The following is a 25,685-nucleotide window of genomic DNA, read 5'->3' as shown; positions in this document are numbered from 1 at the left end:
TCTCGCGCACACAAATTAGACTCGCCCGATGGCCCACGCATCGGATACCTTGCTCGAAGAAGCACCTTCCCAACCCGCATCGACCGCCGTGCTGGGCGCCTGCCCTCACGATTGCCCGGACACATGCGCACTCGTCACCACCGTCAGGGACGGCGTGGCCGTGAAACTGCAGGGCAACCCCGCCCATTCGCACACGGGCGGGGTGCTGTGCACCAAGGTGTCGCGCTACATCGAGCGCAACGACCATGCGGAACGGCTGGTGCAGCCCCTGAAGCGTGTCGGTCCCAAGGGAAGCGGCCAGTTCGAGCCGGTGAGCTGGGACGCCGCCCTGGACGACATCGCCGCGCATCTTCGAGTATTACAGGGAAAACCCGAAGCTATTGTCCCCTATAGCTATGCGGGCACCATGGGGCTGGTGCAGGGCGAGTCGATGGACCGGCGCTTCTTCCACAAACTGGGCGCCACCCTGCTGGACCGCACCATCTGCTCGATGGCAGGCGGCGAGGCCATGGTCTACACCCTGGGCGCCAAGGTCGGCATGCGCATCGAGTTCTTCGCCGAGGCGAAGCTGATCCTGATCTGGGGCAGCAACTCCATTGCCAGCAACCTGCATTTCTGGCGCCACGCCCAGGCCGCCAAGCGCGCCGGCGCGCGGCTGGTGTGCATCGACCCGCGCAGGACCGAAACCGCCGACAAGTGCGACGAGCACATCGCGCTGCTGCCCGGCACCGACGCCGCGCTGGCGCTGGCCCTGATGCACGAGCTGATCGTGCACGACTGGCTCGACCACGACTACATCGCCAACCACACGCTGGGTTGGGAGCAGCTGCGCGAGCGCGCGCTGCAATGGGCGCCGTCGCGCGCGGCCCAGGTCTGCGGCATTCCCGAAGAACAGATCGTATCGCTGGCCAGGGCCTACGGCACCACCAAGCCGGCCGCCATCCGCCTGAACTACGGCATGCAGCGCGTGCGCGGCGGCGGCAACGCGGCGCGCGCCGTCGCGTGCCTGCCGGCGCTGGTGGGGGCCTGGCGCGACCGCGCCGGCGGCCTGCTGCTGAGCAGCTCGGGCCACTACCCGGTCGACCGCGCCGCGCTGCAGCGCCCCGACCTGCTGGCCGGGCGCAAGCCGCGCACCATCAACATGAGCACCATCGGCGACGCGCTGCTGGACACCGCCAATCCGGTGAAGGCCATCGTGGTCTACAACAGCAACCCGGTGGCGGTGGCGCCCGAGTCGGCCAAGGTGGCGGCGGGCTTCGCGCGCGAAGACCTGTTCACCGTGGTGCTGGAGCAGTTCCGCACCGACACCGCCGACTATGCCGACTACCTGCTGCCCGCCACCACGCAGCTGGAGCACTGGGACATCCACTGCAGCTACGGCCACACCGACGTGCTGCTGAACCGCCCGGCCGTGGCGCCGCGCGGCGAGGCCCGCAGCAACGCCTGGGTGTTCCGCGAGCTGGCGCGCCGCATGGGTTTCGACGAGCCCTGCTTCTCCGACGACGACGAGACGCTGTGCCGCACCGCCTTCGCCGGGAACACCATCGACTTTCCCGAGCTGCTGGCGCAGGGCTTCACCAGCCTGAAGCTGCCCGAGGCGCCGTTTGCCGATGGCAAATTCCCCACGCCCTCGGGCCGCTGCGAATTCTTCAGTGCGCGACTCGAGGCCATGGGCATCGACGGCCTGCCCGATCACGTGCCCAACTGGGAGCCGGCCGGCAGCTCGACCGAATTCCCGCTGGCCATGATCTCGCCGCCGGCGCGCAACTTCCTCAACTCGACCTTCGTCAACGTGACGAGCCTGCGCGCCATCGAGGTCGAGCCGCTGCTCGAGATCCACGAGGCCGATGCCGCCGCGCGCGGCATCGAGGACGGCGCGATGGTGCGTGTGTTCAACAAGCGCGGCGAACACCGCTGCCGCGCAGAAGTCTCGCGCCGCGCGCGGCAGGGCGTGGTGCATGGCATGGGCATCTGGTGGCGCAAGTTCGGCGTGGACGGCACCAACGTCAACGAACTGACGAGCCAGCGCCTGACCGACATCGGCCGGGGGCCCACCTTCTACGACTGCCTCGTCGAGGTCGAGAAGGCGTGAGGCCCCTGCGCGCGCTCGCGCTGGCCGGCTCGCTGTTCCTGGCCGGCTGTGCCGACCTCGGCTACTACTGGCAGTCCGCCAGCGGCCACATCGGCATCATGCGGGCCGCCAGGCCCGTGCCCGAATGGCTGGCCGATCCGGCCGTGTCCGCGCCGCTGAAGGCCAAGCTCGAACTCGCCCAGCGCATCCGCCGCTTCGCTTCCAGCGAACTCGGCCTGCCCGACAACGCCAGCTACAAGTCGTACGCCGACCTGCACCGCCGCGCCGCCGTGTGGAACGTGGTGGCCGCGCCGCCGTACTCGCTCACGCTCAAGAGCTGGTGCTTCCCGGTCGCGGGCTGCGTGGGTTACCGCGGCTACTACAGCGAGGATGCGGCCAATGCCGAAGCCGAGGCGCAGAAGAAGCAGGAGCTGGAAACGGCCGTGTACCCGGTGCCCGCGTACTCCACGCTGGGCTGGATGAACTGGGCCGGCGGCGATCCGCTGCTGTCCACCTTCATCGGCTACCCCGAGGGCGAGCTTGCGCGCATCGTGTTCCACGAGCTGGCGCACCAGGTGCTCTACGTGTCCGGCGACACGGTGTTCAACGAGTCGTACGCCACCGCGGTCGAGCGCATCGGCGGGGCGCTGTGGCTGCAGCACGAGGCCGGCGAGCCGGCGCGGCGCGAGTACGCGCAGTTCGACGCGCAGCGCCAGGAATTCCGCGCGCTGGCGCTCGACACGCGCCGCGCGCTGAACCGCATCTACGAATCGCCCGAAGCCAAAGCCGGGGACCGGACCAGGGTCGACGCCATGAAGCGGGCCGCCATGGCCGATTTCCACGAACGCTATGCGAAGCTGAAGGCGGGCTGGACCGGTCCGCGCCAGAACGCCTACGACGCCTGGGTGGCGCGCGCCAACAACGCAGCTTTCGGTGCGCAGGCCGCCTACGACGACCTCGTGCCCGGCTTCGAGAAACTCTTCGAGCGCGAAGGCCGCGACTGGCCGCGCTTCTACACTGCGGTCCGGCGCATTGCCGCGCTGCCGACCGACGCGGAACGCCGCAGTGCGCTTCAGTCGGCGACCGGCATCCTGCAGACCCATTCCAGCCCGGAACACAAAAACGGAGACCACGGTGCCTGACATCCATATCGAACGCAACCACACGCTGGGCATTGCCGGGGCGCGCGCCGTCGCGCACAAATGGATCGCGCAGGTCGAGCAGGAGTTCGGCCTCGAATGCGTCTACACCCAGGGCGACGGCCGCGACGTGGCGACCTTCACCCGCGCGGGCATCGACGGCACGGTCGAAGTCACGGAGAGCACCTTCACGCTCGACGCGACGCTGGGCTTCCTGTTCAGCAGCTTCAGCGAAATGATCGAGCAGAAAATCACGCGCAGCCTCGACGCGATGCTCCAGTCTCACCGGGGCCGCGGCCGCCTCGCCTGACCGTCTCCGGGATCCGGACGGCGGTGGCACGGCACACTCGGGCGCCATGACGACGACCACAACCTCTTCCCCTCCGGCCGCGGGCCCGCTGGCCGGCCTCAAGGTCATCGAGCTCGGGCAGCTGATCGCCGGGCCTTTCGCGGCGCGCACGCTGGGCGACTTCGGTGCCGAGGTCATCAAGATCGAGCCGCCCGGCGCGGGCGATCCGCTGCGCACCTGGCGGCTGCTGAAGGACGGCACCTCCGTCTGGTGGCAGGTGCAGTCGCGCAACAAGCGCTCGCTGGCGCTGGATCTGCGCGAGCCCGAGGCGCAGGCCATCGTGCGGCAGCTCGCGGCCGAAGCCGACGTGCTGATCGAGAACTTCCGCCCCGGCGCGATGGAAGGCTGGGGCCTCGGCCCCGACGATCTGCTGGCCGCCAACCCCGCGCTCGTCATGCTGCGCATCAGCGGCTATGGCCAGACCGGGCCTTACCGCGACCGCCCCGGCTTCGGCGTGGTGGCCGAGGCCATGGGCGGGCTGCGCCATCTCACGGGCGAGCCAGGCCGCGTGCCGGTGCGCGTGGGCGTGTCGATCGGCGACACGCTGGCCTCGCTGCACGGCGTGATCGGCGTGCTGCTGGCCATGCAGCACCGGCATGCCACGGTGAGCGCCGACTATCCGAAGGGCCGCGGACAGGTGATCGACGTGGCGCTCTACGAGGCGGTCTTCAACTGCATGGAAAGCCTGCTGCCCGAGTACGGCGCGTTCGGCGCGGTGCGCGAGGCGGCCGGCAGCGCCTTGCCCGGCATCGCGCCGACCAATGCGTACCGCTGTTCGGATGGCGGCTATGCCATCGTCGCGGGCAACGGCGACAGCATCTTCCGCCGCCTGATGGAATGCGTCGGCCGTCCCGACCTGGCGGCCGATCCGGCGCTGGCCGGCAACACGGGCCGCGTGGCGCAGGTCGAAATGCTGGACGCCGCCATCGGCGACTGGACCGCACAGCGCACCGTGGACGAGGTGCTGGCCGCGCTCGACGCGGCGCATGTGCCGGGCGGGCGCATCTACACCATCGCCGACATCGCGGCCGACCCGCACTATGCGGCGCGCGGCATGCTGCAGCAGGTGCGCATGCCCGACGGCAGCGCGCTCGCGGTGCCCGGCTTCGTGCCCAAGCTGTCGCTCACGCCGGCGAGCCACCGGCACAACGCGCCGGCGCTGGGCGCGGACACCGATGCGGTGCTGAAGGAGATCGGCCTGAGCGCCGAGCAGATCGCCGCGCTGCACGCGCGGGGGATCGTCGGCTGAGGGTCGCGGTCAGCCTCGCAGCGATTCGATGAGGTCGATGTATTTCTGCTTGGCTTCATCGGCGCTCGCGCCTTTCTGGGCCGTCCAGGCGTCCCACTTGGCGCGCGCGACGATGTCGCTGAAGCTGGGCTTCTTGGCGGTGTTGTCGCCCTCGGTGGCTTGCTTGAAAAGGCCGTAGATCTTCAGCAGCGTCGGATTGTCGGGACGCTCGGCGAGCAGCTTGGAGTTGGCCTGGGCGGCTTCGAATTGGGCGTTGAGGTCGGACATGGGGCTCGAATTGAAAAGCGGAAACCGCGCATCTTAAATTGAGCGGTACCGTTGGGTACCAGGTTCAGTCTTTCAGTCCCGCCCGGGCCAGCTCCACGTCCAGCCGTTCGCGCGCATCGGCCGGCTTCAGCGCCGCTGCCTTTTCATAGAGCCGCGTCGCCTCACCCATGCGCGACTCGCCGTGCAGCATCAGTTGCGCGCGGGCGTATTCCATCATTCCGGCGGCCGAATGCGGGTGCAGCTCCAGGCCCCGCTCGAACAGCGCGAGCGAGGTTTCCGAGCGCACGCCGTAGGTCATGCGGCCGACCAGCGCGCCGACCTTGTCGATCACCTCGGCATGGAACGAGGCCAGCGCGAGGTGGGCGTCCGCATGCCGCGGCTGCAGTTCGATCACCCGTTCCAGCGCGCCCTTGAGCTTGCTGCCCAGGCCTTGGGCCAGTGCGCGCGCCACGCTGATGCCCTGGCTGTAGCGGCCCAGCGCATAGGCCTGCCAGTAGAGCGCCTGGCAGTTCTCGGGCTCGGTGGCGGCCTGCGCGCTGGCGCGCTCGATGACCTGGCGCAGCATCGCGAGCCGCACGGCCTCGCGCGGCTCCAGATAGTTGGCGTAGATCGCGGTCGCCTGGTTGGCCAGCGCCATTCCCTCGCCGCCCAATTGCAGGCCGATGGCGGCGGCGCGTTCGAATTCGCCGCTGTGGTACAGCGCCCAGCCTTCGGCGAGCGGCGAGCCTTCGGCCGGCAGCGGCAGCTCGTGGCCGGCATGCAGGCGCGGCCAGTGGGCCAGCACGCTGCGCACGTCGAAGCGGGGCAGGTCGGCCCATGGCAGGGGCGTCCAGGGGCCCGGGCTGGCGGCGGCAACCGGGCTGGCGGACATCAGCGAGAGCGGTTTGAAATCGGGGTGGGGCATGGTCGTCTAGGCCGCCATATCGACAGGAGATGCCGCGGCGCCGGCGCCCAGACTGCCGCTGCTGGCGGCATCTTCACCGTTGTAGGCGTTGCTCAGTGTCAGCAAATGCCGCCGCTGCTCGCGCTCAAGGTAGGGTGCGAGCAGGTGCAGGGTGTGATGGCCGCCACGCATCAGCGCGCCCTGTGCGTGCGCGGGTTCCAGCGCCTCCCGCGGATTGCGCACGTACTCGTAGCTGAGCCAGTAGGTCAGCACGACGACCATGCTCTGCGCCAGCGTGTCGACCTCGTGCACGTCGATCTCGAGATGGCCGGCGCGGCTCAGGCCGGCGATCAGCTGGCGGATGGCGCGGGCCTTGTTCTTCAGCACCAGCTGGAACCGGGTTTCCAGCAGCCGGTTCTTGCTGAGCAGGTCGTTCAGGTCGCGGTAGAGAAAGCGGTAGCGCCAGATCAGCTCGAACAGGCTGTGCATGAAGAACCACGCGTCCTCCACGTCGTGCACGCCCTCGCTCGCGTGCAGCAGCTCGTTGAGCTCGGTTTCGTAGGCTTCGTAGAGCTTGTTGATCAGCTCTTCCTTGGCCGGGTAGTGGTAGTACAGGTTGCCCGGACTGATGTTGAGTTCGCCCGCCACCAGCGTCGTCGAGACGTTCGGCTCCCCGAAGCGGTTGAACAGATCCAGTGCGGCTTCGAGGATGCGTTGCGCCGTGCGGCGTGGCGCCTTCTTTGCCATGTCGGTGCCCCCGTGTGCTCGTGTTCTTGGGGACACTCTAGCCTATGTGCACCGCACCATGGACGGTGCGGGACATGTTTTGCAGCGCCGGGTTCTTGTGCGATGCCGCAATACCGGCCGGCCGCTCGGGGCCGGCGCGGTGTCAGCCCGCCTTGCTGCGGCGCAAGGTGGTTTTCTTGGCGGCGGGGGCGGCCGTCTTGCGCGCCGTGGGCTTGCGGGGGGCCGCACCCGCTTGCTTCTTCAGCTGGGCTTCGAGCGCCTCGACGCGCGCCTGCAGCGCGGCCATGTCGGCTGCGGTGGGTGCGCCCAGTTTTTCGAGGGCGCGCGCCACGCGGTCTTCAAAGATGTTCTCCAGCTTGCCCCACTGGCCTGCGGCCTTGGTGCCGAACTCGCTGGCGAAGCCGGCCATGCGCTGCTGGGCCTGGGCCAGGGTTTCCTCGGCGGCCTGCTGGGTCTTCTTCTGCATGCCGGCGCCGTCCTTCACCAGCGCCTCGAAGGCCTTGCTGCCTTCCTGCTGCATCTTGGCGAAGGCGCCGAGCCCTGCGAGCCAGATCTGCTGGGCGGAATCCTTGATGCGGTCGGCGGCCTTGCCGTTGCTGTCGTCGTCCTGGGTAGCCATGCGAATGTTCCTTTTTGCAAACGATCGCCTGACTCTAGCCGCTCGGCGTGCTCCCCATTAGAGCTTCACGTCTACATGCGAAGCCGGGAGGGTCTACGGTGTCGCGCCGGCTGCGCGGCTCGCATCGAGGTGCGTCTTGGCGCGCTCGGCCAACGCCATTTCGCCGGGGGTGCCGGGCACGAAGCTTTCCACCGGCAGTGGCCGGCCGTGCGAGTCGACCGAGACGAACACGATCAGGCATTCGGTGGTCTTTTCCATCGCGCCGCCCTTCATGTCGCCGCTGCGCACCTCGACCGAGATGTTCATGCTGGTGTTGCCCGTGTAGGCCAGGCGGGCCTCCACCTCGACGAGGTCGCCGATCATGATCGGGCGGTGGAAGCGGATGCTGCCGATGAAGGCGGTGACGCAGTAGCGCTTGGACCAGCTGGTCGCGCAGGCGTAGCCGGCCTCGTCGATCCACTTCATGACCGTGCCGCCGTGGACCTTGCCGCCGAAGTTGACGGTGCTGGGTTCGGCGAGAAAGCGCAGGGTGATCGAAGACATGGGGCCGCCTTTTGTGGATATGGCTGTGGGAGGAGCCGCGATTATGCGAGCGGGGCCACGCCTGCGGACGCCGCCCGTCGCTCGGGCATGCACGCCCGGTCAGCTGCCGCTGAACAGCTGGGCCAGCGTGCGCCGCAGCCAGGCATTGCCCGGGTCGGCGTGGAAGCGCTCGTGCCAGTGCTGCTTCACCGCGTAGTCGGGCAGCACGAAAGGCGGCTCCAGCAGCTTCACCGGCTCCTGCGTGGCCAGCACGTTGCCGAGGATGCGCGGCACCACCACGATCAGTTCGGTGTGCGCCACGATGCGCGCCACGCTCAGGAAGCTCGACAGCCGCACCACCACGTTGCGCTTCAGGCCCAGCCGCGCGAGGGTCGTGTCGACGATGGCATGCCCGGTGCCCGAGGTGGACACCACCGCATGCGCCTCCGCCTCGAAGCGCTTGCGCGTGAGCTTCGCGCCGATGCGCGGGTGGTTCTGTGCTGCCAGGCAGACGAAGTTCTGCATGAACAGCGTCTGCTGGTAGAAGCCCGCGTCCAGCTGCGGCATGAAGCCCACGGCGAGGTCGACCTCGCCGTCCTGCAGGCGGCGGCCGCTGAGGGTGGAGATGATCTCGGTCTCGATGTGCACGCCCGGCGCCGCGCGCCGCAGGTGGTCGAGCAGGCCGGGCAGCAGCACCACCTCGCTGATGTCGGTCATGCAGATGCGAAAGCGCCGCTGCGCCTGCGCGGGCTCGAAACTGCTGCGGTTGCCCTGGGCCTGAGCCAGCTGGGCCAGCGCCTCGCGCAGGTTCGGGTAGATGCGCTCGGCGTGCGGCGTGGGCTGCATGCCCTGCGCGGTGCGGGTGAACAGGCGGTCGTCGAAGTGCGCGCGCAGCTTGTTCAGCGCGGTGCTGGCCGCCGCCTGCGCCATGCCCAGCCGCTCCGCGGCCTTCGAGACGTTGCCGGTCTTGTAGACCTCGTCGAACACGGCGAGCCATTCGAGATCGAGCTTGGACATGGGCGATTTACGCTGCGGTGAAAGTCACCATTATCGAAATTTCGAATTCCGTGTATTGGCAGGCGGTCTTGAGGAAATAGTGGTGCGGACCAACAATGCCGCCACGGAGACACCCAAGCCCAATGAAACCCGCGCCTTCCAATGCGGCCGAACGCCGCGACTACTACGCCCGCATCAGCCCCCTGCACCTCACGCCGCTGTGGGAATCGCTGCACGCGCTGGTGCCGCGCGAACCGCAGACGCCCTGCGTGCCCGCGTTGTGGCGCTACGACGAGATCCGCCCGCTGCTGATGGAATCGGCCGCGCTCATCACCGCCGAGGAGGCGGTGCGCCGCGTGCTGGTGCTGGAGAACCCGGCGCTGCCCGGCAATTCGTCGATCACCCAGTCGCTCTACGCCGGACTGCAGCTCATCATGCCGGGCGAGGTGGCGCCTTCGCACCGCCACGTGCAGTCGGCGCTGCGCTTCATCGTCGACGGCAAGGGCGCCTACACCACGGTCGGCGGCGAGCGCACCACCATGCATCCGGGCGACTTCATCATCACGCCTTCCTGGGCCTGGCACGACCACGGCAACGAAGGCATCGGCGGATCGGTCGAGCCGGTGGTGTGGCTCGACGGCCTCGACATCCCGATGCTGCGCTTCTTCGACGCCGGCTTCGCCGAGAACGACGATGCCAAGGTGCAGCACGTGGCGCGCCCCGAGGGCCACAGCCTCGCTCGCTTCGGCCACAACATGGTGCCGGTGCGCCACGACCACGCCTCGGCCACCTCGCCGATCTTCAACTACCCCTATGCCCGCAGCCGCGAGGCGCTGGCCCAGCTGCAGAAGCAGGAGGCGCCGGACGCTTGGCTGGGCCACAAGCTGCGCTACATCAATCCGCTGACGGGCGGCTCGCCGATGCCGACCATCTCGACCAACCTGCAGCTGCTGCCCAAGGGCTTCGCGGGCAGGACGCATCGGGCGACCGACGGCGCGGTGTACAGCGTGGTCGAAGGCCACGGCACGGCCGAGATTGGCGGCCAGCGCTTCGCGTTCGGTCCGCGCGACACCTTCGTGGTGCCTTCGTGGGCGCCGCTGCGCCTGTCTTCGCCCGATGAAGACACGGTGCTGTTCAGCTTCTCCGACCGTCCCGTGCAGCAGGCCATGGGCATCCTGCGCGAAGCCTTCCTCGAAGACGCCTGAACCGGGCGCCCGGCTTTTCTTCTTGTTTGTTCGACCCAGCGCCGCCCCATGCGGCAGGAGTTTTCATGTCCTTCGTCTTCACGCCTCCTTCCATCGTCGGCCTGCCCATCGTGGGCTCCGACCAGCAGTTCCCCGTGCGCCGCGTCTACTGCGTGGGCCGCAACTACGCGGCCCATGCGCGCGAGATGGGCTTCGACCCCGACCGTGAACCGCCGTTCTTCTTCTGCAAGCCGAACGACGACGCCTCCGTCGTGCCCGTGGCGGACGGCAAGGGCGCCTCGATTCCCTATCCGCCGCTCACCAGCAACTACCACTACGAAGCCGAGCTGGTGGTCGCCATCGGCAAGGGCGGAAAGGACATCCCGGCCGAGCAGGCCGCCAGCCACATCCACGGCTACGCCGTCGGCCTGGACATGACCCGCCGCGACCTGCAGATGAAGATGCGCGAGCAGGGCCGTCCGTGGGAAATCGGCAAGGCCTTCGACTTCTCCGCGCCCATCGCGCCGCTGCGCACGCTGGCCGACGTGGGCGAACTCAACGCCGGCACCATCACGCTCGAAGTCGACGGCGAGGTGCGCCAGAACAGCGACATCACGCACCTGATCTGGTCGGTGAACGAAGTCATCGCCAACCTGTCGACGCTCTTCACGCTGCAGCCCGGCGACCTGATCTTCACGGGCACGCCCGAAGGCGTGGGTGCGGTGAAGCCGGGCCAGACGATCAAGGTGAGCATCGAGCGCCTGCCTTCGCTCACCGTGCACATCGACTGACTCCCTCCACCGCGCAGGCCTGCCATGACTCCCTCGAAGAATCCTCCCTCGGTGCTGCTGGTCGGCGGGGGCATCGGCGGCATGGCTGCCGCACTGGCACTGGCGCGCCTGGGCGTTTCCATCGACCTGCTGGAGCAGAGCGCGACCATCGGCGAGATCGGCGCCGGACTGCAGCTTGGCCCCAATGCCTTTGCCGCGCTCGATGCGCTGGGCGTGGGCGAGGCGGTGCGCCGCGGTTCGGTCTTCACCGATCGGCTCGTGATGATGGACGCCGTCGATTGCGGCGAAGTGGCCTCGGTGCCGGTCGGCGAAGCCTTTCGCGCACGTTTCAGGAACCCGTACGCGGTGAGCCATCGCGCCGACCTGCACGGCGCGATCCATGAAGCCGTGAGGCAGCACCCGCTGATCCGCTTCCACACCTCGGCGCAGGTCGAGGCCATCGACACCGGTGCGCACGGTGTCACGGCTGTCACGCGCGATGGCCGCCGCTTCCAGGCCGATGCCATCGTCGGTTGCGATGGCGTGAAGTCGGTGGTGCGCAGCAAGCTCATCGGCGACGCGCCGCGCGTGTCGGGGCACGTGGTGTACCGCGCCGTCGTGCCCGCGGCCGACATGCCCGCCGACCTGCGCTGGAACGCGCCCGTGGTCTGGGCCGGCCCCGACTGCCACCTGGTGCACTACCCGCTGCGCCATGGCGGGCAATACAACCTCGTCGTCACCTTCCACAGCCGAGGGCAGGAGGAGTGGGGCGTAACCGATGGCAGCAAGGCCGAAGTGCTTTCGTACTTCGAGGGCGTGCATGCGCGCCCGCGCCAGCTGCTCGACCGCCCGACCTCGTGGCGCCGCTGGAGCACCGCCGACCGCGACCCGGTCGAACGATGGAGCGAGGGCCCTGCCACGCTGCTGGGCGATGCGGCCCATCCGATGATGCAGTACCTCGCGCAGGGCGCCTGCATGGCGCTCGAGGATGCCGTGACGCTCGGCGCCGCTGTGCAGGCCTGCGGTTTCGGCATGCCCGCCGCGTTCAAGCTGTACGAAGCGGCGCGCATTGCCCGCACGGCGCGCGTGGTGCTGTCGGTGCGCGAGATGGGGCGCCTCTATCACGCCAGGGGCGTGGAGCGCCTGGTGCGCAACAGCCTGTGGGCAGGGCGCTCGCCCGAGCGCTTCTACGATGCGGTCGAGTGGCTCTACGCCTGGCGGCCGGAGCATTGCCTGGACGACGCGCCCGAGGCGCTGCGGCCCGGGGCGCTCGCCGTGCTTTCGCCGCATTGAAGCCTGCTTCTTCCATCACCCATAACCATCGAGGCCACAGGCCCAGGAGACAAGACACCATGAACTTTTCGCGCGCACTGCTGACCGCGGGGCTTGCCCTGACCGTCGCTACAGGGGCATTGGCGCAAGCCGGCGACTTTCCCAACAAGCCCGTGACCCTGGTCACGCCCTTCGCGGCCGGCAGCGGCCCCGACGCGGTGCTGCGCCTCGTCTCCGACAAGCTCTCGCGCCTGTGGGGCCAGCGCGTGCTGATCGACAACAAGCCCGGCGGCGGTGGCTTCATCGCCATCGACCAGGCCCGGCGCGCGGCGCCCGACGGCTACACGCTGCTGCAGCTCGACAGCGAGCACATCGCCGCGTTGCCGCACCTGTACAAGTCGCGCAACTTCGTGACGCTGCAGCATTTCGATCCGGTGGCCTCGCTGTTTCGCACGCCCTTCTTCGTGGCCGTGGCCACCGATTCGAAATGGAAGAACATGAGCGACCTGATCGGCGCGGCCAGGGCCAACCCCGATGGCATCGTCTACGGCTCGTGGGGCGTCGGCAGTCCTGGCCACCTGGGTGCGCAGCAGCTCGAGGCGCTCACCGGCATCCACATGCGCCACGCGCCCTACCGCGAGGTGTCGCAGCTGTTTTCCAACGTGGGCGCCGGCGAGGTGCCGTGGAGCTTCGCGAGCATTCCGTCGAGCCAGGGCATCTACAAGGCCGGCAAGCTGCGCTACCTGGCCATCGCGGCGCCCAGGCGCATTCCGCAGATGCCCGACGTGCCCACCATGGCCGAGGCCGGCGGCCCGGCCTCGCTGGAGGTCAACTCGTTCGTGTCGCTGCTCGCGCCCAAGGGCGTGCCGGCGGCCGTCAAGGCGAAGATCAATGCCGACGTGGCCAAGGTCATCGCCGACCCCGAGATCCGCGCGCGCTTCGACACCTTCGCCTTCGAGCCGCTGGCCTGGTCGCCCGAGGAAATCGAGCGCAATGCCGAGGCCAAGTCGAAGGTGTACGGCGAGCTGGTGCGCAGGGGCAACATCAGCCTCGAATAGCGAGGACGCGCCTTGCCCGGCGCTTCGCTCGGCAGTTAAGCTGGCCTGCTCTGGTTTTTGACAACTTTCTCACACTTTTTTCCATGCAAGCCACCAAGAGAGCTCTCCTGATTGCCTGCGGCCTGGCTGCCGCCGCCGCACTGCCGCTGGCCGCCAGCGCACAGAACGCCGCCTGGCCGACCAAGCCGATCCGCCTGCTCGTGGGGTTCCCGGGCGGCTCCACGCCCGACATCGCGGCGCGCACCATCGCCGAGCCGCTGGGCAAGGCGCTGGGCCAGCCGATCGTGGTCGACAACAAGGCTGGCGCCTCGGGCAACATCGCGGCCGACCAGGTGGCCAAGGCCACCGACGACCACACGCTGGGCCTCGTCATCAACGGCAATCTCACGTCGTCGAAGATGCTGTACCCCAAGCTGCCCTATGACCCGGCCAAGGACTTCACGTACCTCTCGCTGATTGCCACGGCGCCGCTGGTGCTGGTGGCGCAGAACAACCTGCCCTCGGGCACCGCCTTCTTCGACGCGGGCCGCAAGGCCGGCGACAAGTGGAACTACGGCTCGGTGGGCATCGGCTCGGTCGGCCACCTGGGCATGGAACTGCTCAAGACCCGCGTGAGCGGCTTCAAGCCCGAGCACGTGCCCTACCAGGGCAATCCGCAGGTCGTCACGGCGATGCTGGGCGACCAGGTGCAGATGGGCCTGATCCCGCCGGGCGTGGCCATGCCGCAGATCCGCGCCGGCAAGCTCAAGGCCATCGGCCTCACGGGCGGGCGCAGCGCGCTGGTGCCCGAGATCCCGCCGCTGGCCGAGGCCGGCGTGAAGGACTTCAACCTCGAGGTGTGGGTGGCGCTGCTCGGTCCGGCCAACCTGTCGAAGGCCGCGCAGGCCCGCATCAGCCGCGAACTCGAAGTGGTCATGAAGAACCCCGACGTGCGCCGCAAGCTCTTCGAGCAGGGCTGGCAGGCCGTGGGCACTTCGCCGGACGGCATGCGCACGCGCGTCAATGAAGAGGCCGCGATCATGACCAAGATCATCTCGGCCCGCGGCATCAAGTTGCAGTGATGACAGCGCAGACATTGAACGAGCCGGCGCGCGCGCTGCCGGTGTTCGGCGAATACGACGTGGTGGTGGTCGGCGGCGGCCCTGCCGGCATCGCGGCCGCCGTGAGCGCCGCGCGCCACGGTGCGAGCACGCTGCTGGTGGAGCGCTACGGTTTTCTCGGCGGCATGGGCACGGCCGGCGGCGTCACCAACTTCGCGGGCCTGTACGGCAAGCGCAAGGGCGAGATGACGCAACTGGTGCGCGGCGTGGTCGACGAGCTGATCGACCGCATCGCCGCGTTCAACGGCATGAACGCGCCGCAGAACGGCATGGGCGGGCGCATCTGCGTGCGTTCGTACGACACCTCGGCCTACAAGCTGGCCGCAGACCAGCTGCTCGGCGCTGCCGGCGTGAAGCTGCTGTTCCACGCGCTGGCCGCGTCCGTCGTTCGCGACGGCAGCCGCATCGCCGCGCTGGTGGTCGAGACCAAGTCGGGCCGCCAGGCCATTCGCGCCAACGCCTTCATCGACGCCAGCGGCGACGCCGACGTGGCGGCCTTTGCCGGCGTGCCCTTCGAGGTGGGCGACGGCCACGGCAGCGGGCTGTTTCCGACCACGATGTTCCGCATCGGCCAGGTCGACGCGCCGGCCGCGTTGGCGGCTGTGGGCGAGTTCTCGGCCATCAACGACTACATGGCGAGCGCCGAGCAGCAGCATCCGGGCAAGTACAGGTTTCCGCGCGAAGGCGCCATCCTGCGGCCCAACAGGGACCCGCGCGAATGGCGCGCCAACGTCACGCAGATCCGCAATGCCCAGGGCCGCGCGATGAACGGCGTCGACGCGCGCGAGCTCAGCGAGGGCGAGCTCGAAGGCCGCCGCCAGATCGCCGAGTACTTCAAGTTCTTGAAGGCCGAGGTGCCCGGCTTCGCGCAGTCGGCCATCGTGGAGATCGCGCCGCAGGTCGGCATCCGCGAGACGCGGCGAATCCAGGGTCTGTATGCGCTCGGGCGCGAGGACATCCTGGGTTCGGCGAAGTTCGACGACAACATCGGCCTGAACGCCTGGCCGATGGAAATGCACGCCGACGGCCGCGTCGAGTGGGCCTTTCCGCACGACGAAGCCAACGCCTACAACCACCTGCCCTGGCGCATGCTGGTGCCGCAGGCGGTCGACAACCTGCTGGTGGCCGGGCGCTGTGCATCGATGACGCACGAAGGCCAGTCGGCCGCGCGTGCGAGCGGCGGCTGCTTCGTCATGGGGCAGGCCGCGGGCACGGCGGCGGCGTCGCTGGGCAGCACCGCGTTCGCCGGCGTGGACGTGGCCGCGCTGCAGAAGAAGCTGGCCGCAGACGGCGCCGATCTCGACCGCCAGAGGCTAGAGTCCGGGGCTTGATGAACTCGAACCCTGGACGAAAAGTGCACCTCCCTTCGTTGCCGACCTCCGCACGTCGCATCTTCCTGGCGCTGTCCTGCGCCGCCCTCGGCCTGCTGCAGGCCGGCTGCGCCAGCACGCCCGAAGGCGACCCGGTCCACGGCAAGGACCGGGTCGTGAGCTTCATGGCGGCGAAGGACGGCCGCAAGGTCGCCATTGCCGGCGAGAACTACCATTACGTGTTCGACGGTGATCCGTCCGTGGCGGCGCTGCTGCGCTGGGATGGCCGCACCAAAGTCACGCCCGCGCTGATCGGCGAACTCAAGGTGGCGCGCAACCAGAGCTTCGAGGGCCAGTACGTGCTGATGGCCTTCGACGCCGACCTGACGCCCGAAGACCGCACCTTCCTCGTCCAGACCGGCTTCGCGAAGGCCGACGTGAAGTACGGCGACCGCACCGGGCCGGCACTGCGCTACTTCGGCACGGTGTACGGCAAGCGCTACGAGGCCGCGCCGCTGAAGTCGGCCGACAAGGTCGACTTTTCGCGGCGCCAGTACCTCAAGTACGTCGAGCAGGAAACGCTCAGCGGCACCTTCGCCAGGGCCGCGCCTTCGCCGCTGGTGTATGCCGACGACGGTTCGATGCTGCTGGGCGGCGTGCCGGTGCGCGTGGTTCAGGGCGGCACGGATTCCGGTTGCAGCGCCCGCTTCATGGGTGTCTGCTTCTACAAATAGGCCCATCGGGGGCGCCGGCTGACCGGCCCGCGACAGTTTTCGGGCGCGGCCTTTGCTATGGTCGAGGGTTGCTTTTCCGCTTGCCCTGAATGCCTCCGATGACCACCGATCACGCCACCGCCTCCCGCCTCGTCAACGAACTCGTCGCGCTCATGCAGCTCGAGCCACTGGGCGGCGACCGCTTCCTGGCGCAGAGCGAAGACATCGGCACGCCCGCCGTGTTCGGCGGCCAGGTGCTGGGCCAATCGCTGATGGCCGCCAGCCTCACCGTGGGCGCCGAGCGCCCCGTGCATTCGATGCACGCCTACTTCCTGCTGCCCGGCGAGCACGCGCCCATCGAGTACAGCGTCGACCGCGTGCGCGATGGCCGCAGCTTTACCACCCGCCACGTGGTGGCGCGCCAGCAGGAGCGGATCATCTTCGAGATGTCGGCCTCGTTCCAGACCGTGGACGACGGCGTCGAGCACCAGTTCGACATGCCCGAGGTGGCCGGCCCCGAAGGCCTGATCAGCGAGCTCGACCAGCGCATCGCCCTCGGCGATCGCCTGCCCGAGCCCTGGCGCGCCAAGGCGGTCCAGCCGCACGGCATCGAATACCGCCGCGTCGACCCCGAGGACCTGATCGCCCCGCAGGTGCGCCCGGCCTCGGCGCAAAGCGCCATCTGGATGCGCGCCATCGCGCCGCTGCCCGACGACCCGATGGTGCACCGCGCGCTGCTGGCCTACGCCTCCGACCACGGCCTGCTGCGCGCCGCGATGCTGCCGCACGGCCTGAGCTTCATGAGCGGCCAGGTGCGCCCCGCCAGCCTCGACCACGCGATGTGGTTCCACCGCGATTTCCGCATGGACGACTGGCTGCTGTACGTGCTCGACTCGCCCAGCGCGGGCGGCGCGCGCGGCCTGTGCCGCGGCAGCCTCTATGCGCGCGACGGCCGGCTGGTGGCCTCGGCAGCGCAGGAAGGCATGCTGCGCATCCGGCGCAAGTAAAAAAAAACAGGGCCTCAGCCGAAGGGGTTGGCGGTCGCGAACCAGAGGGCGATGCCCGTCGCGATGATGAATGCGCCGTCCGTCACGCCCGCGATCAGGAAGAACTTGGTCTGCAGCGTGTCGACCAACTCGGGCTGGCGCGCGGTGCTTTCCAGGAACTTCTGGCCGACCAGTCCGATGCCGAGGCACGAGCCGAGCGCGGCGATGCCGATCAGCAGGGCGACTGCGAGGGGAAGGATGTTGAAGCCGGTCATTGTGTTTTCTCCTGGTGGTTGATTGATGGATCGATGGAGGTACTTTCCCAGAGCGGGTGCGCACGGTCCATGACGTGGGAGGTCATGGGCGGCATGAAAAAAGCCGGCCGCATGAAGCGGCCGGCCTTTCGTGGAACGCTGCTGGCGCTACGGAAGCTGTGTCCAGTTCTGGTTGTTCCCGCCGTTGCAGGTCCATGTGATCAGCGCCGTGTCCTGCGCCGTCGAGCTGTTCGGCACGTCCAGGCACGAACCCGAGGCGCGGTTGCGGATGCTCCCGCCGACCATGCTCCACTGCGCCGCGTTGCCCGCCGTGCACGCCAGCTGCACCACCGGCGCATTCGTCGTCGCCGTGCCGTTCTGCGCCAGGCACAGCCCGCTGTGCTCGGCCACGAACTGCACGTAGCCGCCGGGGAGGCTCGTCACCGTGAACTTCTCGTTGCCCGCCGTACCGCACGGCCATTGCACGGCCGTCGCGCCGCTGGTGGTCGCCGCACCCTTGATGTTCACGCACAGGGTGGGGTTGAGGTCCGAGCGGATGCGCGAGATGACGGCCGGGGCCGTGTCCTGCGAGCGCACGTACTCGCGGATCGCCACCACGTCGGCGGCCGGCAGGCTGTTGGCATTGCCATGGCCGCTGCCGAGCACGTCCTGCAGCGTGGCCGCCTGGCCGTTGTGGAAGAAGGCGGCGGTGTTCCAGGTGCCCGACAGCGTCGGCGTGTCGAAGCCGATGCCCGCGAGCGGCTGGTTCATGCCCTTGCCCGACGAGGCCTGGATCGTGCCCACGTCGTGCCGGATGCCGTCGCGGAAGGTGCCGCCCGCGTGGCAGGTCACGCACTGCGCCGAGGTGAACAGTGCCTGGCCCCGCGCCGCATCGACGCTCAGGCTGCCATCGGCATTGCGCGCCGGGCTGCGCATGTACTTGTTCAGCGAGCTCAGGTAGGCCGCAAGGTCGTCGAGCTGCGCATTCTTGCCGGCCTTGGGCGCACCGAGCGGGTCGGAGGTGGCCGCGAAGTCCGCATTCGTCAGGAAGCCGGTGCCGCCGAACTCGTTGCGGATGTCGTTCTCGAAGTCCTGCACCTCGTCGAAGTTGGCCGTCCAGTGCAGCTTGCCGTGGCCCAGCCCGCGCCGCCCCTGCAGGCTGATGGTGCGGCGCAGGCCTTCGCCGCGCTGGGTGAAGTCCCACACCATGCCGTCGTCACCGGCGTCTGCGTGGCAGCTCGCGCAGGAGATGTAGTTGTCCTTGCTCATGCGACGGTCGGAGGCGTTGTAGAACACCTGCTTGCCGCGCAGCGCCGCGGCCGCCATCGGTTCCTGTGCCACCGTCGCCACGTTCTGCAGGAAGATCGCGGCCGCCGTCTCGGACGACAGCACCGAAGCCACGTCGTGCACGGACACCGAGCGCGCCAGGAAGTTGTTGACGAACAGGCGCTTGCGCGTCGCGTCCAGGTACAGGCCATGCGGCGCGCTGCTGGTGTTGATCTCGCCGCGCACCGCGCGGCTGTACGGATCGACGATGGCCACGCGGTTGCCTTCCATCTGCGCCACGAAGAGGTAGTCGCCCGACGGCGAGAACAGCGCCGCGCGCGCCGGTGCGCGGTCGTCGAAGTCGATCTGCTCGGCGAACACTTCCGCTGCCGTCTGCAGGTTGACCTGCGAGAGGATGGAACGCACCGTCTTGTCGTGCTCCAGCGCAAGGCCGTCCCTGAACTTGCCGCGCACGATGTTGTCCTTCTTCGAGGGCAGCACCGCCCGCGTTCCGTCCGGCGAGATCACCACCTGGCTCAGGTAGTTGGCCACGCCGCGCGCGTGGCTCTCGGTGTCCACCGTGGCGGTGTCCACCGGCAGCGCGATGGTGGTCATGGCGCTCATGCCCTGCAGGTTGACCTTGTGCAATTGGCCGCCGGTCATCTTCGACTTGAAGCGCGTGACATAAGCCACCTGCGAGTCGGCGTTGACCGCGATGCCGCGCAGGTTGCCTTCGAGCGCGACCGCGCCGGTAGTGCTGCCGTTGCTCGGGTCGAAGCTCATCAGCACCGACTTGCTCTCCAGCGTGAGCAGACCTTTCGCACCGTCCGGCGTGAAGGCCACGCCGTAGGGGCCGCTGCCGTAGGCCAGTGGCACGGTGGTCGAGAGGCTGCCGTCGGCCGCGCTCAGCGCGACCAGCTTGTCCTCGCCCTGCACCGTGACCCAAATGCGTCCGTCGGGGCCGACGGCCAGCGTCTTCGGCTCGTCGCCCACGCGCGTTTCCCAGCGCTTGGCCAGGGTCTGCGCATCGATGGCGGCGACCGTGCCGCTGTCGGGGTTTACCGAGTACACCGAATTCGCATCGCCCGCGATGTTGGTGGTGTGCGTCGGCGCCCGCGCCGTGACCGGGGCGATCACGGTGAGGTTGTAGGTGTAGAAGGTCTCGCGGCCGTTCACGTCCTTCACCGTCAGCGTCACCGTGAAGTGGCCCGGGCGGTTGTAGGTGTAGGTGTAGTTCGGCTGGTTCGAGTACGCCGTCTGCGTGCCGTCGCCGAAGTTCCAGCGGAACTGCGCGCCGCTGCTGCCGAGCGTGCCCGGGTTGAACACCAGCTGGCCGTTGACCAGCTTCGGACCGCCGCCGATGCCGGGGTCGCCGATGATGGCCTGGCTGCGCAGCGTGTTGACCTCGGTGTCGCTCAGCACGCGGCTGTAGACGCGCACCTCTGCCAGCGTGCCCTTGAAGAGCGCGGCATTGCCCTGGATCTGCCCCAGCACGCTGAACTTGTTCGTGAGGCCCTTGTTGCCCGTGGGGCCGGTGGAGGTGGTCTTCACGCCGTCCACGTACACGGCCTGGGCGCCGGAGGCCGCCTCGCGCGTCAGCACCACGTGGTGCCAGGTGCCGTCGTTCACCGCCGCGGTGGAGGTGGTGCCGGCGTCGTTGCCAGCCGACAGCTTGATGCGCCCGCCGTTGTCGAGCCAGCCCCAGAACACGTCGTCCGTGCCGCTCGCCTGGTCGCGCCCGAAGATGCCGGGCGCGGTCCACGAGTTCGCACCGCCCGCCTGCGTGGTCTTCATGTAGAAGCTCAGCGACGCGGTGCCGCCGAGCACGGTGGCCACTGAATCGTTCTTCAGCGGCACGCCGGCGGTGCGGTTCGCGAAGTTCAGGCCGATGCTCTCGAACGCGTCGCCCGCGACCGGCGTGCCGTTGTTGCTGCCGATCTGGTCGGACAGGTTGCCCGCCAGCGTCCAGTAGTGCATCAGGTTGATGTCGGTCGCGTTGCCGGTGTTGAAGGTCGACTTGTAGTCGGCCGCGATGGCGTTGCCCGCATAGTCCTTCACGCCGTTGGCCGGCAGGAACACTTCATAGCTGGTGCCGGGTTGCAGCGGCTGGTCGGGCGAGAAGTTGATGATGCCCAGCTGCACGCTGTAGGTGCCCGCCAGCGTGTTGCCGCCCACCGGCCGCACGATGAAGGTGTTGGAATTCACGCTCTCGGGCCGGATGTTGTCCGTCATGCCCAGGCCGATGCGCGAGGTCAGCGCCTGCTGCTTCGCGCCGTTGGCCGGCGAGACCTGCTTGACTTCAGGCTTGGTGGTGTCGGGGTCCACCGCATGCACGATGAAGCCGCTGCCCGAGCCGTGGTCGTTGCCCACGAAGACCAGGTTGCCAAACATCGCGACCTGGCCGTTGTCCGAATGCGAGAAGTTCGGGTCGTCCTCGCGCAGGATGCTGCCGCGGCCCACCTCCACGTGATTGAGCGGATTGCTCACATCGACCTTGTGGATGCGCGTTTGCGCGCCCTGGATCACGTAGTTGTCCTGCGTGGCGCAGTACAGCATTTCGTCGATGACGAGCCGGTTGTCCTCGGCCACGAAGCGCGAGCGGTCGCTCAGGTCGTAGCTGTACATCCTGGCGCCGCTGTTGCGCGCGGAGGCGTGCAGGTTCCTGCCGTCGAAACAGGTGGCGTAGTAGAACGGCGTGGTGCCCGCGATGGAATCGAGCACCTTGGGGTTGAGCGGATCGGAGATGTCCAGGCTCGCGAAGCCGCCGTTGCTTTCCATCGCGGTCAGCACCATGTGGTTGCCCATCGTGAAGATCGGGCCGATGCGGAAACCGCCGAGTTCGCCGGTGGGCACCGGATTGGGCTTGCCCGCGCCGCGGTTCGCGATCACGGCGTTCGCAGGGTCCCTGGCATCGACGATGAAGATGCCTCGGCCGGCCGACGCCACGTACAGGTAAGGCGCCTGCCACCAGAGCTGCCAGGCGACGTCCTCGTAGTCGCCCCCGTTGACGCCTGGCAGTGCCAGCTTCTTCACCTGCTTGATGTCGTTGATGTCGGAGAAGTCCCAGAACTCGATGCCGTTGATGCTGGGCAGGACGACATACGTCTTGCCGCCGATCTTCGCGGTGCCGAAGGAATGGGTCTCGCGGAACTCCTTGGTGCGGGCCTCGGGCTCGTAGATCTTCTTGACGAGCTGGATCTGGCGCGGGTTCGACACGTCGTACAGCAGGAAACCGCCCGGCCCGAGGCCGCTGTCCGGCGCGAAGGAGGTGAGGAAGTAGCCGTTGATCATGATGCCCGCGTTCATGCCGTAGTCCTTGCGGCCCGGGTAGGTGGCGGGCACCTCGCGCGACTCGTAGGCGCTGCTGTGTGCCGGATCGAGCGGGTGCGCCGCGCTGGTGATCATCGACACCGGCTTGAACAGTTCCGCCGAGGTGTAGGTGAGGTTGCCCAGGCCCGGACCCTGCAGCGGGAGCGGGTCGGCGACAGCTTCGGAAACCGCCGCCGCCATGTTGCCCAGGGTCGTCATCGGACTGACCCCGGTGATTGCCGCGTGCGTCAGCAGTGTGACGAACGGCACCATCAAAGCCATCAGGTAATACCGGATCTTCATCGTCGCCTCCAAGTTGTGGTGTTCACTCGCGAAAGCGCGCGCGCAGGGCGCACCCCGGCCGGCGACGAGTGCGCCGCCTGCCGTACAGCCTCTCCCTCTCTTTTTTCCGGCGGCGCTGCGTTACTTCTTCGTGCCGCCCGATTCGTAGATGCCCCACGCCTCCTCGGCGCTTGCGCCGCGGTGGATCATGGCCATCAACGCATTCACCACCGCCGACGGGTTGGCGTGCTGGTACACATTGCGCCCGTAAACCATGCCGACCGCGCCCTGGTCCAGCAGCACGCGCGAGCGCGCGAACACCTGCTGCAGGTCTTCGCGCCCGCCGCCGCGCACGAGCACGGGGCAGCGCGCGGCCTGCACCACGCGGTGGAACTCGGCGGGATCGGCGGTGGGGTCGGCCTTGACGATGTCGGCGCCCATCTCGCGCGCAAGGCGCACCAGCGTGACGATTTTTTCGGCGTCGCCATCGACCATGTAGCCGCCCTGCTCGCTGTGCGGGCGCATCACCAGCGGCTCGATCATCAGCGGCATGCCGTAGCGGTCGCAGTCGGCGCGCACGCGCGCGATGTTCTGCACGCACTGGCGCAACAGGTCGGGCTCGTTCGGCAGCATGAACAGGTTGACGACCACGCAGGCTGCGTCGCGTTGCACTGCCGGCAGTACCGGGTCGTGCTCGTTCTGCAGCACGGCCCACATCACGCGGTGGGCGGTGGCGTTGTAGGGGTTGCCCATGTCGATGCGCTGCACCAGCGCGGGCTTGTCTCGGCCCGGGCGGTCCTGCAGCAGATCGGCCTGGCCGTAGTTGAGCTGGATGGCGTCGGGGCCGGCGGCCACGAGCTTGTCGATCACCTGCGGCATGTCTTCCAGCCCGTTGAGGAACGAGGGCTCGTTGCACACGCCGTGGTCGAGCGCGATGTCCAGGCAGCGCCCGTTGTTCAGCAGCCGGTTCAGGCGTGCGGTCTTGTCCTTCGACATACGAAAGAGGTCCTTGTATTGAAAGTGGAGAGGATCAGGCCAGCGCGTTCAGGTGCTTGGCCGCAATGGCGTCGATGAGTTGCAGTGCGTCGTCGCGCAGGCGCACCGAACCGGCCGCTGCGTTCTCGACCGCCTGCTTGCTGACGCGCGCGCCGCACAGCGCCACAGAGACGCTGCCGCGTGCCAGCGTCCACGCGATCATCAATTGGCCGAACGAGCATTCGAGCTGCTTGCGCAGCGGCTCCAGCTCGTCGAAGAAGGCCTTGAGCTTTGCGCGGTTCTGCGCGCTGAAGCGCGGGTTGCTCGCGCGCTGGTCGTCGCCGGTGAACTTGCGCCCGGGGTCGATCGGGCCGGCCAGCAGGCCCAGCGCCAGCGACGAATAGCCCAGCACCGCCACGTCGTGCTCGCTGCACAGTGGCACGAGCGCCTGCTCGATTTCGCGGTCGATCAGGCTGTAGCGCTCCTGCGCCGCATCGACCGGGCCATGGCGCAGGTATTCGGCGAGCGTTTCGGGGCTCACATTGCTCACGCCGATGGCGCGGATCTTTCCCTGCTTCTTGAGCTCCAGCAGCGCGTCCATCGTTTCCTCGACCGGCGTGGTGCTGTCCTGCCAGTGCGTGATGTAGAGGTCGATGTAGTCGGTCTGCAGGCGCTTGAGGCTCTCTTCGCACTCATGGACGATCGATTCGCGCCCGAGGTAGCGATGCACCGGGTGGCCATCCTCTTCGAAGAAGTGCGTTCCCTGTTGCGTGTGCCATACCAGTCCGCACTTGGTGGCGACGACGGCCTCGTGGCGGCGTCCCTTCAGCGCGGTGCCGACGATGCTCTCGGAGCGCCCGAGCCCGTACGCCGGCGCGGTGTCGATCAGGTTCACGCCCGCGTCGAGCGAGGCCTGGATGGCCAGCACGGCGGCCGCGTTGTCCCCGCCGCCCCACATCCAGCCGCCCATCGCCCAGGTGCCCAGGCCGATGGCCGAGCATTCGATGCCCGACGGGCCGAGGGTGGTCTGCTTCATCGATGCGTTGTTGCTGCTGTTCATCGCTTGGTCTTTCTCGTGTTCAGGATGTGGTCGATGGTCACGGCCGCGAGCAGGATCAGGCCCTTGATCACGTCCTGCCAGTAGGGCGACACGTCGAGCAGGATCAGCGAGCTGGTCACCACCGACAGCAGCGCAAGCCCGAGCACCGCGCCCAGCACGGTGCCCGAGCCGCCCTTGAGGCTGGCGCCGCCGATCACCGCCGCGGCGATCACGTTGAGCTCCATGCCCATGCCGAAGGTCGGCGTGGCGGCGCCGAAGCGCGCGGTGTAGATCACGCCCGCCAGGCCCGCCGAAGCCGCGCACAGCACCGTGACCCAGAACTTCACGCGGCCCACGCGGATGCCGGAGTAGAGCGCGGCCTTCTCGTTGCTGCCGGTGTAGAACACGCGGCGCAGCAGGGTGGAGCGGCGCAGCAGGAAGTCGCTCACCACCACGATCGCCAGGAAGATCAGGATCACGGCCGGAATGCCGAACAGCGTGCCCTGGCCGATGAACTTGAACTCCGCCGGCAGCGAGAACAGCGACTGCGGCGTGCCCTGCGTGAGCGCGAGGCACAGGCCGCGCACGATGACCATGAAGGCCAGCGAGGCGATGAAGTGGTTCAGGCCGATGCGCGTGACGCAGCCGCCGATCATCGCTCCGATCATGGCGCTCGCCGCAATGGCGATGAGCCCTGCGGTCCACGGGTCGAAGCCCATGAGGAAGAGCTTGCCCGTGACCACCATGGCGAAGCACACCACCGAGCCCACCGACAGGTCGATGCCACCGACGATCAGCAGGATCGTCATGCCGACGACCACGATGCCTTCGATGGAGAACGACAGCAGCATGGCGCGCACGTTGTCCCAGGTCAGGAAGTAGGGCGACGCGAAGCTCATGCCCGCGCACAGCACGGCGATGATGAGCAGCAAGCCCATCTCGCGCATGCTGCCGAGCTTGCTGGCGGGTTTTGCGGGGGGGCTTCCTTGCTGTCTTGCTGGAAGGCCTGCGTCGAGTTGGGCCGGGTAGTTCATGTCGGATGCTCCACTGCGCGTTGTCTTGCTTGTCGGTTGTGTTCTTGATGTTTGTGTTCTTGGCGCTCTTGTTCGGGGCGCGTGCACAGGCCACCGGGTGCTCCCCTCCGCGAATGTCCCCCGCCTTCGGCTCCTCCTTTATTTCGCTGCGGGGAGCACCCGGTGCCCTGTGCACAGTGGGCGCTGTCGTTGTGTCCTGCGATCAACCGCGGCGTCCATTGATCACGCTGGCGGGGTGCCTTGCGCAGCGAAATAAAGGAGGAGGCCGCAGGCCGGGGGACATTCGCGGAG

At 68.3% G+C, this 25,685-nt stretch carries 23 protein-coding genes; 12 read left to right on the top strand and 11 right to left on the bottom strand.

Annotated elements, in window-relative coordinates; translation table 11 throughout:
• The first annotated feature begins 28 nt into the window (after positions 1-28).
• The 4 genes from PMI12_RS18280 to PMI12_RS18265 are packed head-to-tail and all read left to right on the top strand — an operon-like array spanning position 29 to position 4,808.
• The gene (locus PMI12_RS18280; RefSeq protein WP_007835419.1) at positions 29-2,092 is read left to right on the top strand and encodes a molybdopterin-containing oxidoreductase family protein; all 2,064 of its coding nucleotides are present in this window, start codon (positions 29-31) and stop codon (positions 2,090-2,092) included.
• A complete protein-coding gene (locus PMI12_RS18275; RefSeq protein ID WP_007835418.1) occupies positions 2,089-3,213 on the top strand; it encodes an aminopeptidase in 1,125 nt (374 codons plus the stop codon). Before PMI12_RS18280 ends, PMI12_RS18275 begins: the two co-directional genes overlap by 4 nt.
• Positions 3,206-3,520: a polyhydroxyalkanoic acid system family protein gene (locus tag PMI12_RS18270; RefSeq protein ID WP_007835417.1), complete on the top strand. Its 315-nt coding sequence runs from the start codon at positions 3,206-3,208 to the stop codon at positions 3,518-3,520. The genes PMI12_RS18275 and PMI12_RS18270 overlap by 8 nt, the downstream gene beginning before the upstream one ends.
• Before the next feature lie 46 nt (positions 3,521-3,566).
• Positions 3,567-4,808, top strand: a complete 1,242-nt coding sequence (locus tag PMI12_RS18265) for a CaiB/BaiF CoA transferase family protein (RefSeq protein WP_007835416.1) — start codon at positions 3,567-3,569, stop codon at positions 4,806-4,808.
• 9 nt (positions 4,809-4,817) lie between these two features.
• On the opposite strand, the gene PMI12_RS18260 is transcribed toward PMI12_RS18265, so the two are convergent.
• From PMI12_RS18260 to PMI12_RS18235, 6 genes are all read right to left on the bottom strand, one after another.
• Positions 4,818-5,075: an acyl-CoA-binding protein gene (locus PMI12_RS18260; RefSeq protein ID WP_007835415.1), complete on the bottom strand. Its 258-nt coding sequence runs from the start codon at positions 5,073-5,075 to the stop codon at positions 4,818-4,820.
• 64 nt (positions 5,076-5,139) lie between these two features.
• On the bottom strand, positions 5,140-5,979 hold the full coding sequence (locus PMI12_RS18255; protein WP_007835414.1) for a hypothetical protein: 840 nt from the start codon (positions 5,977-5,979) through the stop codon (positions 5,140-5,142).
• A 6-nt stretch (positions 5,980-5,985) separates the two neighbouring features.
• A complete protein-coding gene (locus PMI12_RS18250) occupies positions 5,986-6,705 on the bottom strand; it encodes a TetR/AcrR family transcriptional regulator (protein ID WP_007835412.1) in 720 nt (239 codons plus the stop codon).
• 142 nt (positions 6,706-6,847) lie between these two features.
• Positions 6,848-7,324 carry a phasin family protein gene (locus tag PMI12_RS18245; RefSeq protein WP_007835410.1) on the bottom strand — a complete coding sequence of 159 codons (477 nt, stop codon included), beginning with the start codon at positions 7,322-7,324 and terminating at the stop codon, positions 6,848-6,850.
• Between the two features lie 93 nt (positions 7,325-7,417).
• Positions 7,418-7,867, bottom strand: a complete 450-nt coding sequence (locus tag PMI12_RS18240; protein ID WP_007835409.1) for an acyl-CoA thioesterase — start codon at positions 7,865-7,867, stop codon at positions 7,418-7,420.
• Between the two features lie 99 nt (positions 7,868-7,966).
• Positions 7,967-8,863: a LysR family transcriptional regulator gene (locus tag PMI12_RS18235; RefSeq protein WP_007835407.1), complete on the bottom strand. Its 897-nt coding sequence runs from the start codon at positions 8,861-8,863 to the stop codon at positions 7,967-7,969.
• A 122-nt stretch (positions 8,864-8,985) separates the two neighbouring features.
• Between PMI12_RS18235 and gtdA the strand changes: the two genes are divergently transcribed.
• From gtdA to PMI12_RS18195, 8 genes are all read left to right on the top strand, one after another.
• Positions 8,986-10,047 carry a gentisate 1,2-dioxygenase gene (gene gtdA, locus PMI12_RS18230; protein ID WP_007835405.1) on the top strand — a complete coding sequence of 354 codons (1,062 nt, stop codon included), beginning with the start codon at positions 8,986-8,988 and terminating at the stop codon, positions 10,045-10,047.
• Positions 10,048-10,112: 65 nt separating this feature from the next.
• Positions 10,113-10,817 carry a fumarylacetoacetate hydrolase family protein gene (locus PMI12_RS18225; protein ID WP_007835403.1) on the top strand — a complete coding sequence of 235 codons (705 nt, stop codon included), beginning with the start codon at positions 10,113-10,115 and terminating at the stop codon, positions 10,815-10,817.
• A 24-nt stretch (positions 10,818-10,841) separates the two neighbouring features.
• Positions 10,842-12,089 (top strand): 3-hydroxybenzoate 6-monooxygenase, encoded by a 1,248-nt coding sequence (locus PMI12_RS18220; protein WP_007835401.1) that lies wholly within the window; start codon positions 10,842-10,844, stop codon positions 12,087-12,089.
• 59 nt (positions 12,090-12,148) lie between these two features.
• Positions 12,149-13,126 carry a Bug family tripartite tricarboxylate transporter substrate binding protein gene (locus PMI12_RS18215; RefSeq protein WP_007835399.1) on the top strand — a complete coding sequence of 326 codons (978 nt, stop codon included), beginning with the start codon at positions 12,149-12,151 and terminating at the stop codon, positions 13,124-13,126.
• Positions 13,127-13,209: 83 nt separating this feature from the next.
• Positions 13,210-14,187 carry a Bug family tripartite tricarboxylate transporter substrate binding protein gene (locus PMI12_RS18210; protein WP_007835397.1) on the top strand — a complete coding sequence of 326 codons (978 nt, stop codon included), beginning with the start codon at positions 13,210-13,212 and terminating at the stop codon, positions 14,185-14,187.
• On the top strand, positions 14,187-15,557 hold the full coding sequence (locus PMI12_RS18205; protein ID WP_007835395.1) for an FAD-dependent oxidoreductase: 1,371 nt from the start codon (positions 14,187-14,189) through the stop codon (positions 15,555-15,557). Before PMI12_RS18210 ends, PMI12_RS18205 begins: the two co-directional genes overlap by 1 nt.
• A gap of 23 nt (positions 15,558-15,580) precedes the next feature.
• A complete protein-coding gene (locus tag PMI12_RS18200; protein ID WP_237726113.1) occupies positions 15,581-16,270 on the top strand; it encodes a hypothetical protein in 690 nt (229 codons plus the stop codon).
• A gap of 98 nt (positions 16,271-16,368) precedes the next feature.
• Positions 16,369-17,256 (top strand): acyl-CoA thioesterase, encoded by an 888-nt coding sequence (locus PMI12_RS18195; protein ID WP_007835388.1) that lies wholly within the window; start codon positions 16,369-16,371, stop codon positions 17,254-17,256.
• A 14-nt stretch (positions 17,257-17,270) separates the two neighbouring features.
• On the opposite strand, the gene atpE is transcribed toward PMI12_RS18195, so the two are convergent.
• From atpE to PMI12_RS18170, 5 genes are all read right to left on the bottom strand, one after another.
• Positions 17,271-17,510: a F0F1 ATP synthase subunit C gene (atpE, locus tag PMI12_RS18190; protein ID WP_007835387.1), complete on the bottom strand. Its 240-nt coding sequence runs from the start codon at positions 17,508-17,510 to the stop codon at positions 17,271-17,273.
• Between the two features lie 147 nt (positions 17,511-17,657).
• Positions 17,658-22,367 (bottom strand): Ig-like domain-containing protein, encoded by a 4,710-nt coding sequence (locus tag PMI12_RS18185; RefSeq protein WP_007835386.1) that lies wholly within the window; start codon positions 22,365-22,367, stop codon positions 17,658-17,660.
• A gap of 120 nt (positions 22,368-22,487) precedes the next feature.
• Entirely contained in the window at positions 22,488-23,342 is an 855-nt protein-coding gene (locus PMI12_RS18180) for a class I fructose-bisphosphate aldolase (RefSeq protein ID WP_007835385.1), read from the bottom strand.
• A 34-nt stretch (positions 23,343-23,376) separates the two neighbouring features.
• Entirely contained in the window at positions 23,377-24,381 is a 1,005-nt protein-coding gene (locus tag PMI12_RS18175) for an aldo/keto reductase (protein ID WP_007835383.1), read from the bottom strand.
• The gene (locus PMI12_RS18170) at positions 24,378-25,394 is read right to left on the bottom strand and encodes an ABC transporter permease (protein WP_007835382.1); all 1,017 of its coding nucleotides are present in this window, start codon (positions 25,392-25,394) and stop codon (positions 24,378-24,380) included. Before PMI12_RS18170 ends, PMI12_RS18175 begins: the two co-directional genes overlap by 4 nt.
• Between the last annotated feature and the right edge of the window lie 291 nt (positions 25,395-25,685).

The sequence above is a fragment of the Variovorax sp. CF313 genome, assembly GCF_000282635.1.
Lineage (GTDB): Bacteria > Pseudomonadota > Gammaproteobacteria > Burkholderiales > Burkholderiaceae_C > Variovorax.
This window is presented reverse-complemented; position numbering and strand designations above follow the sequence as displayed.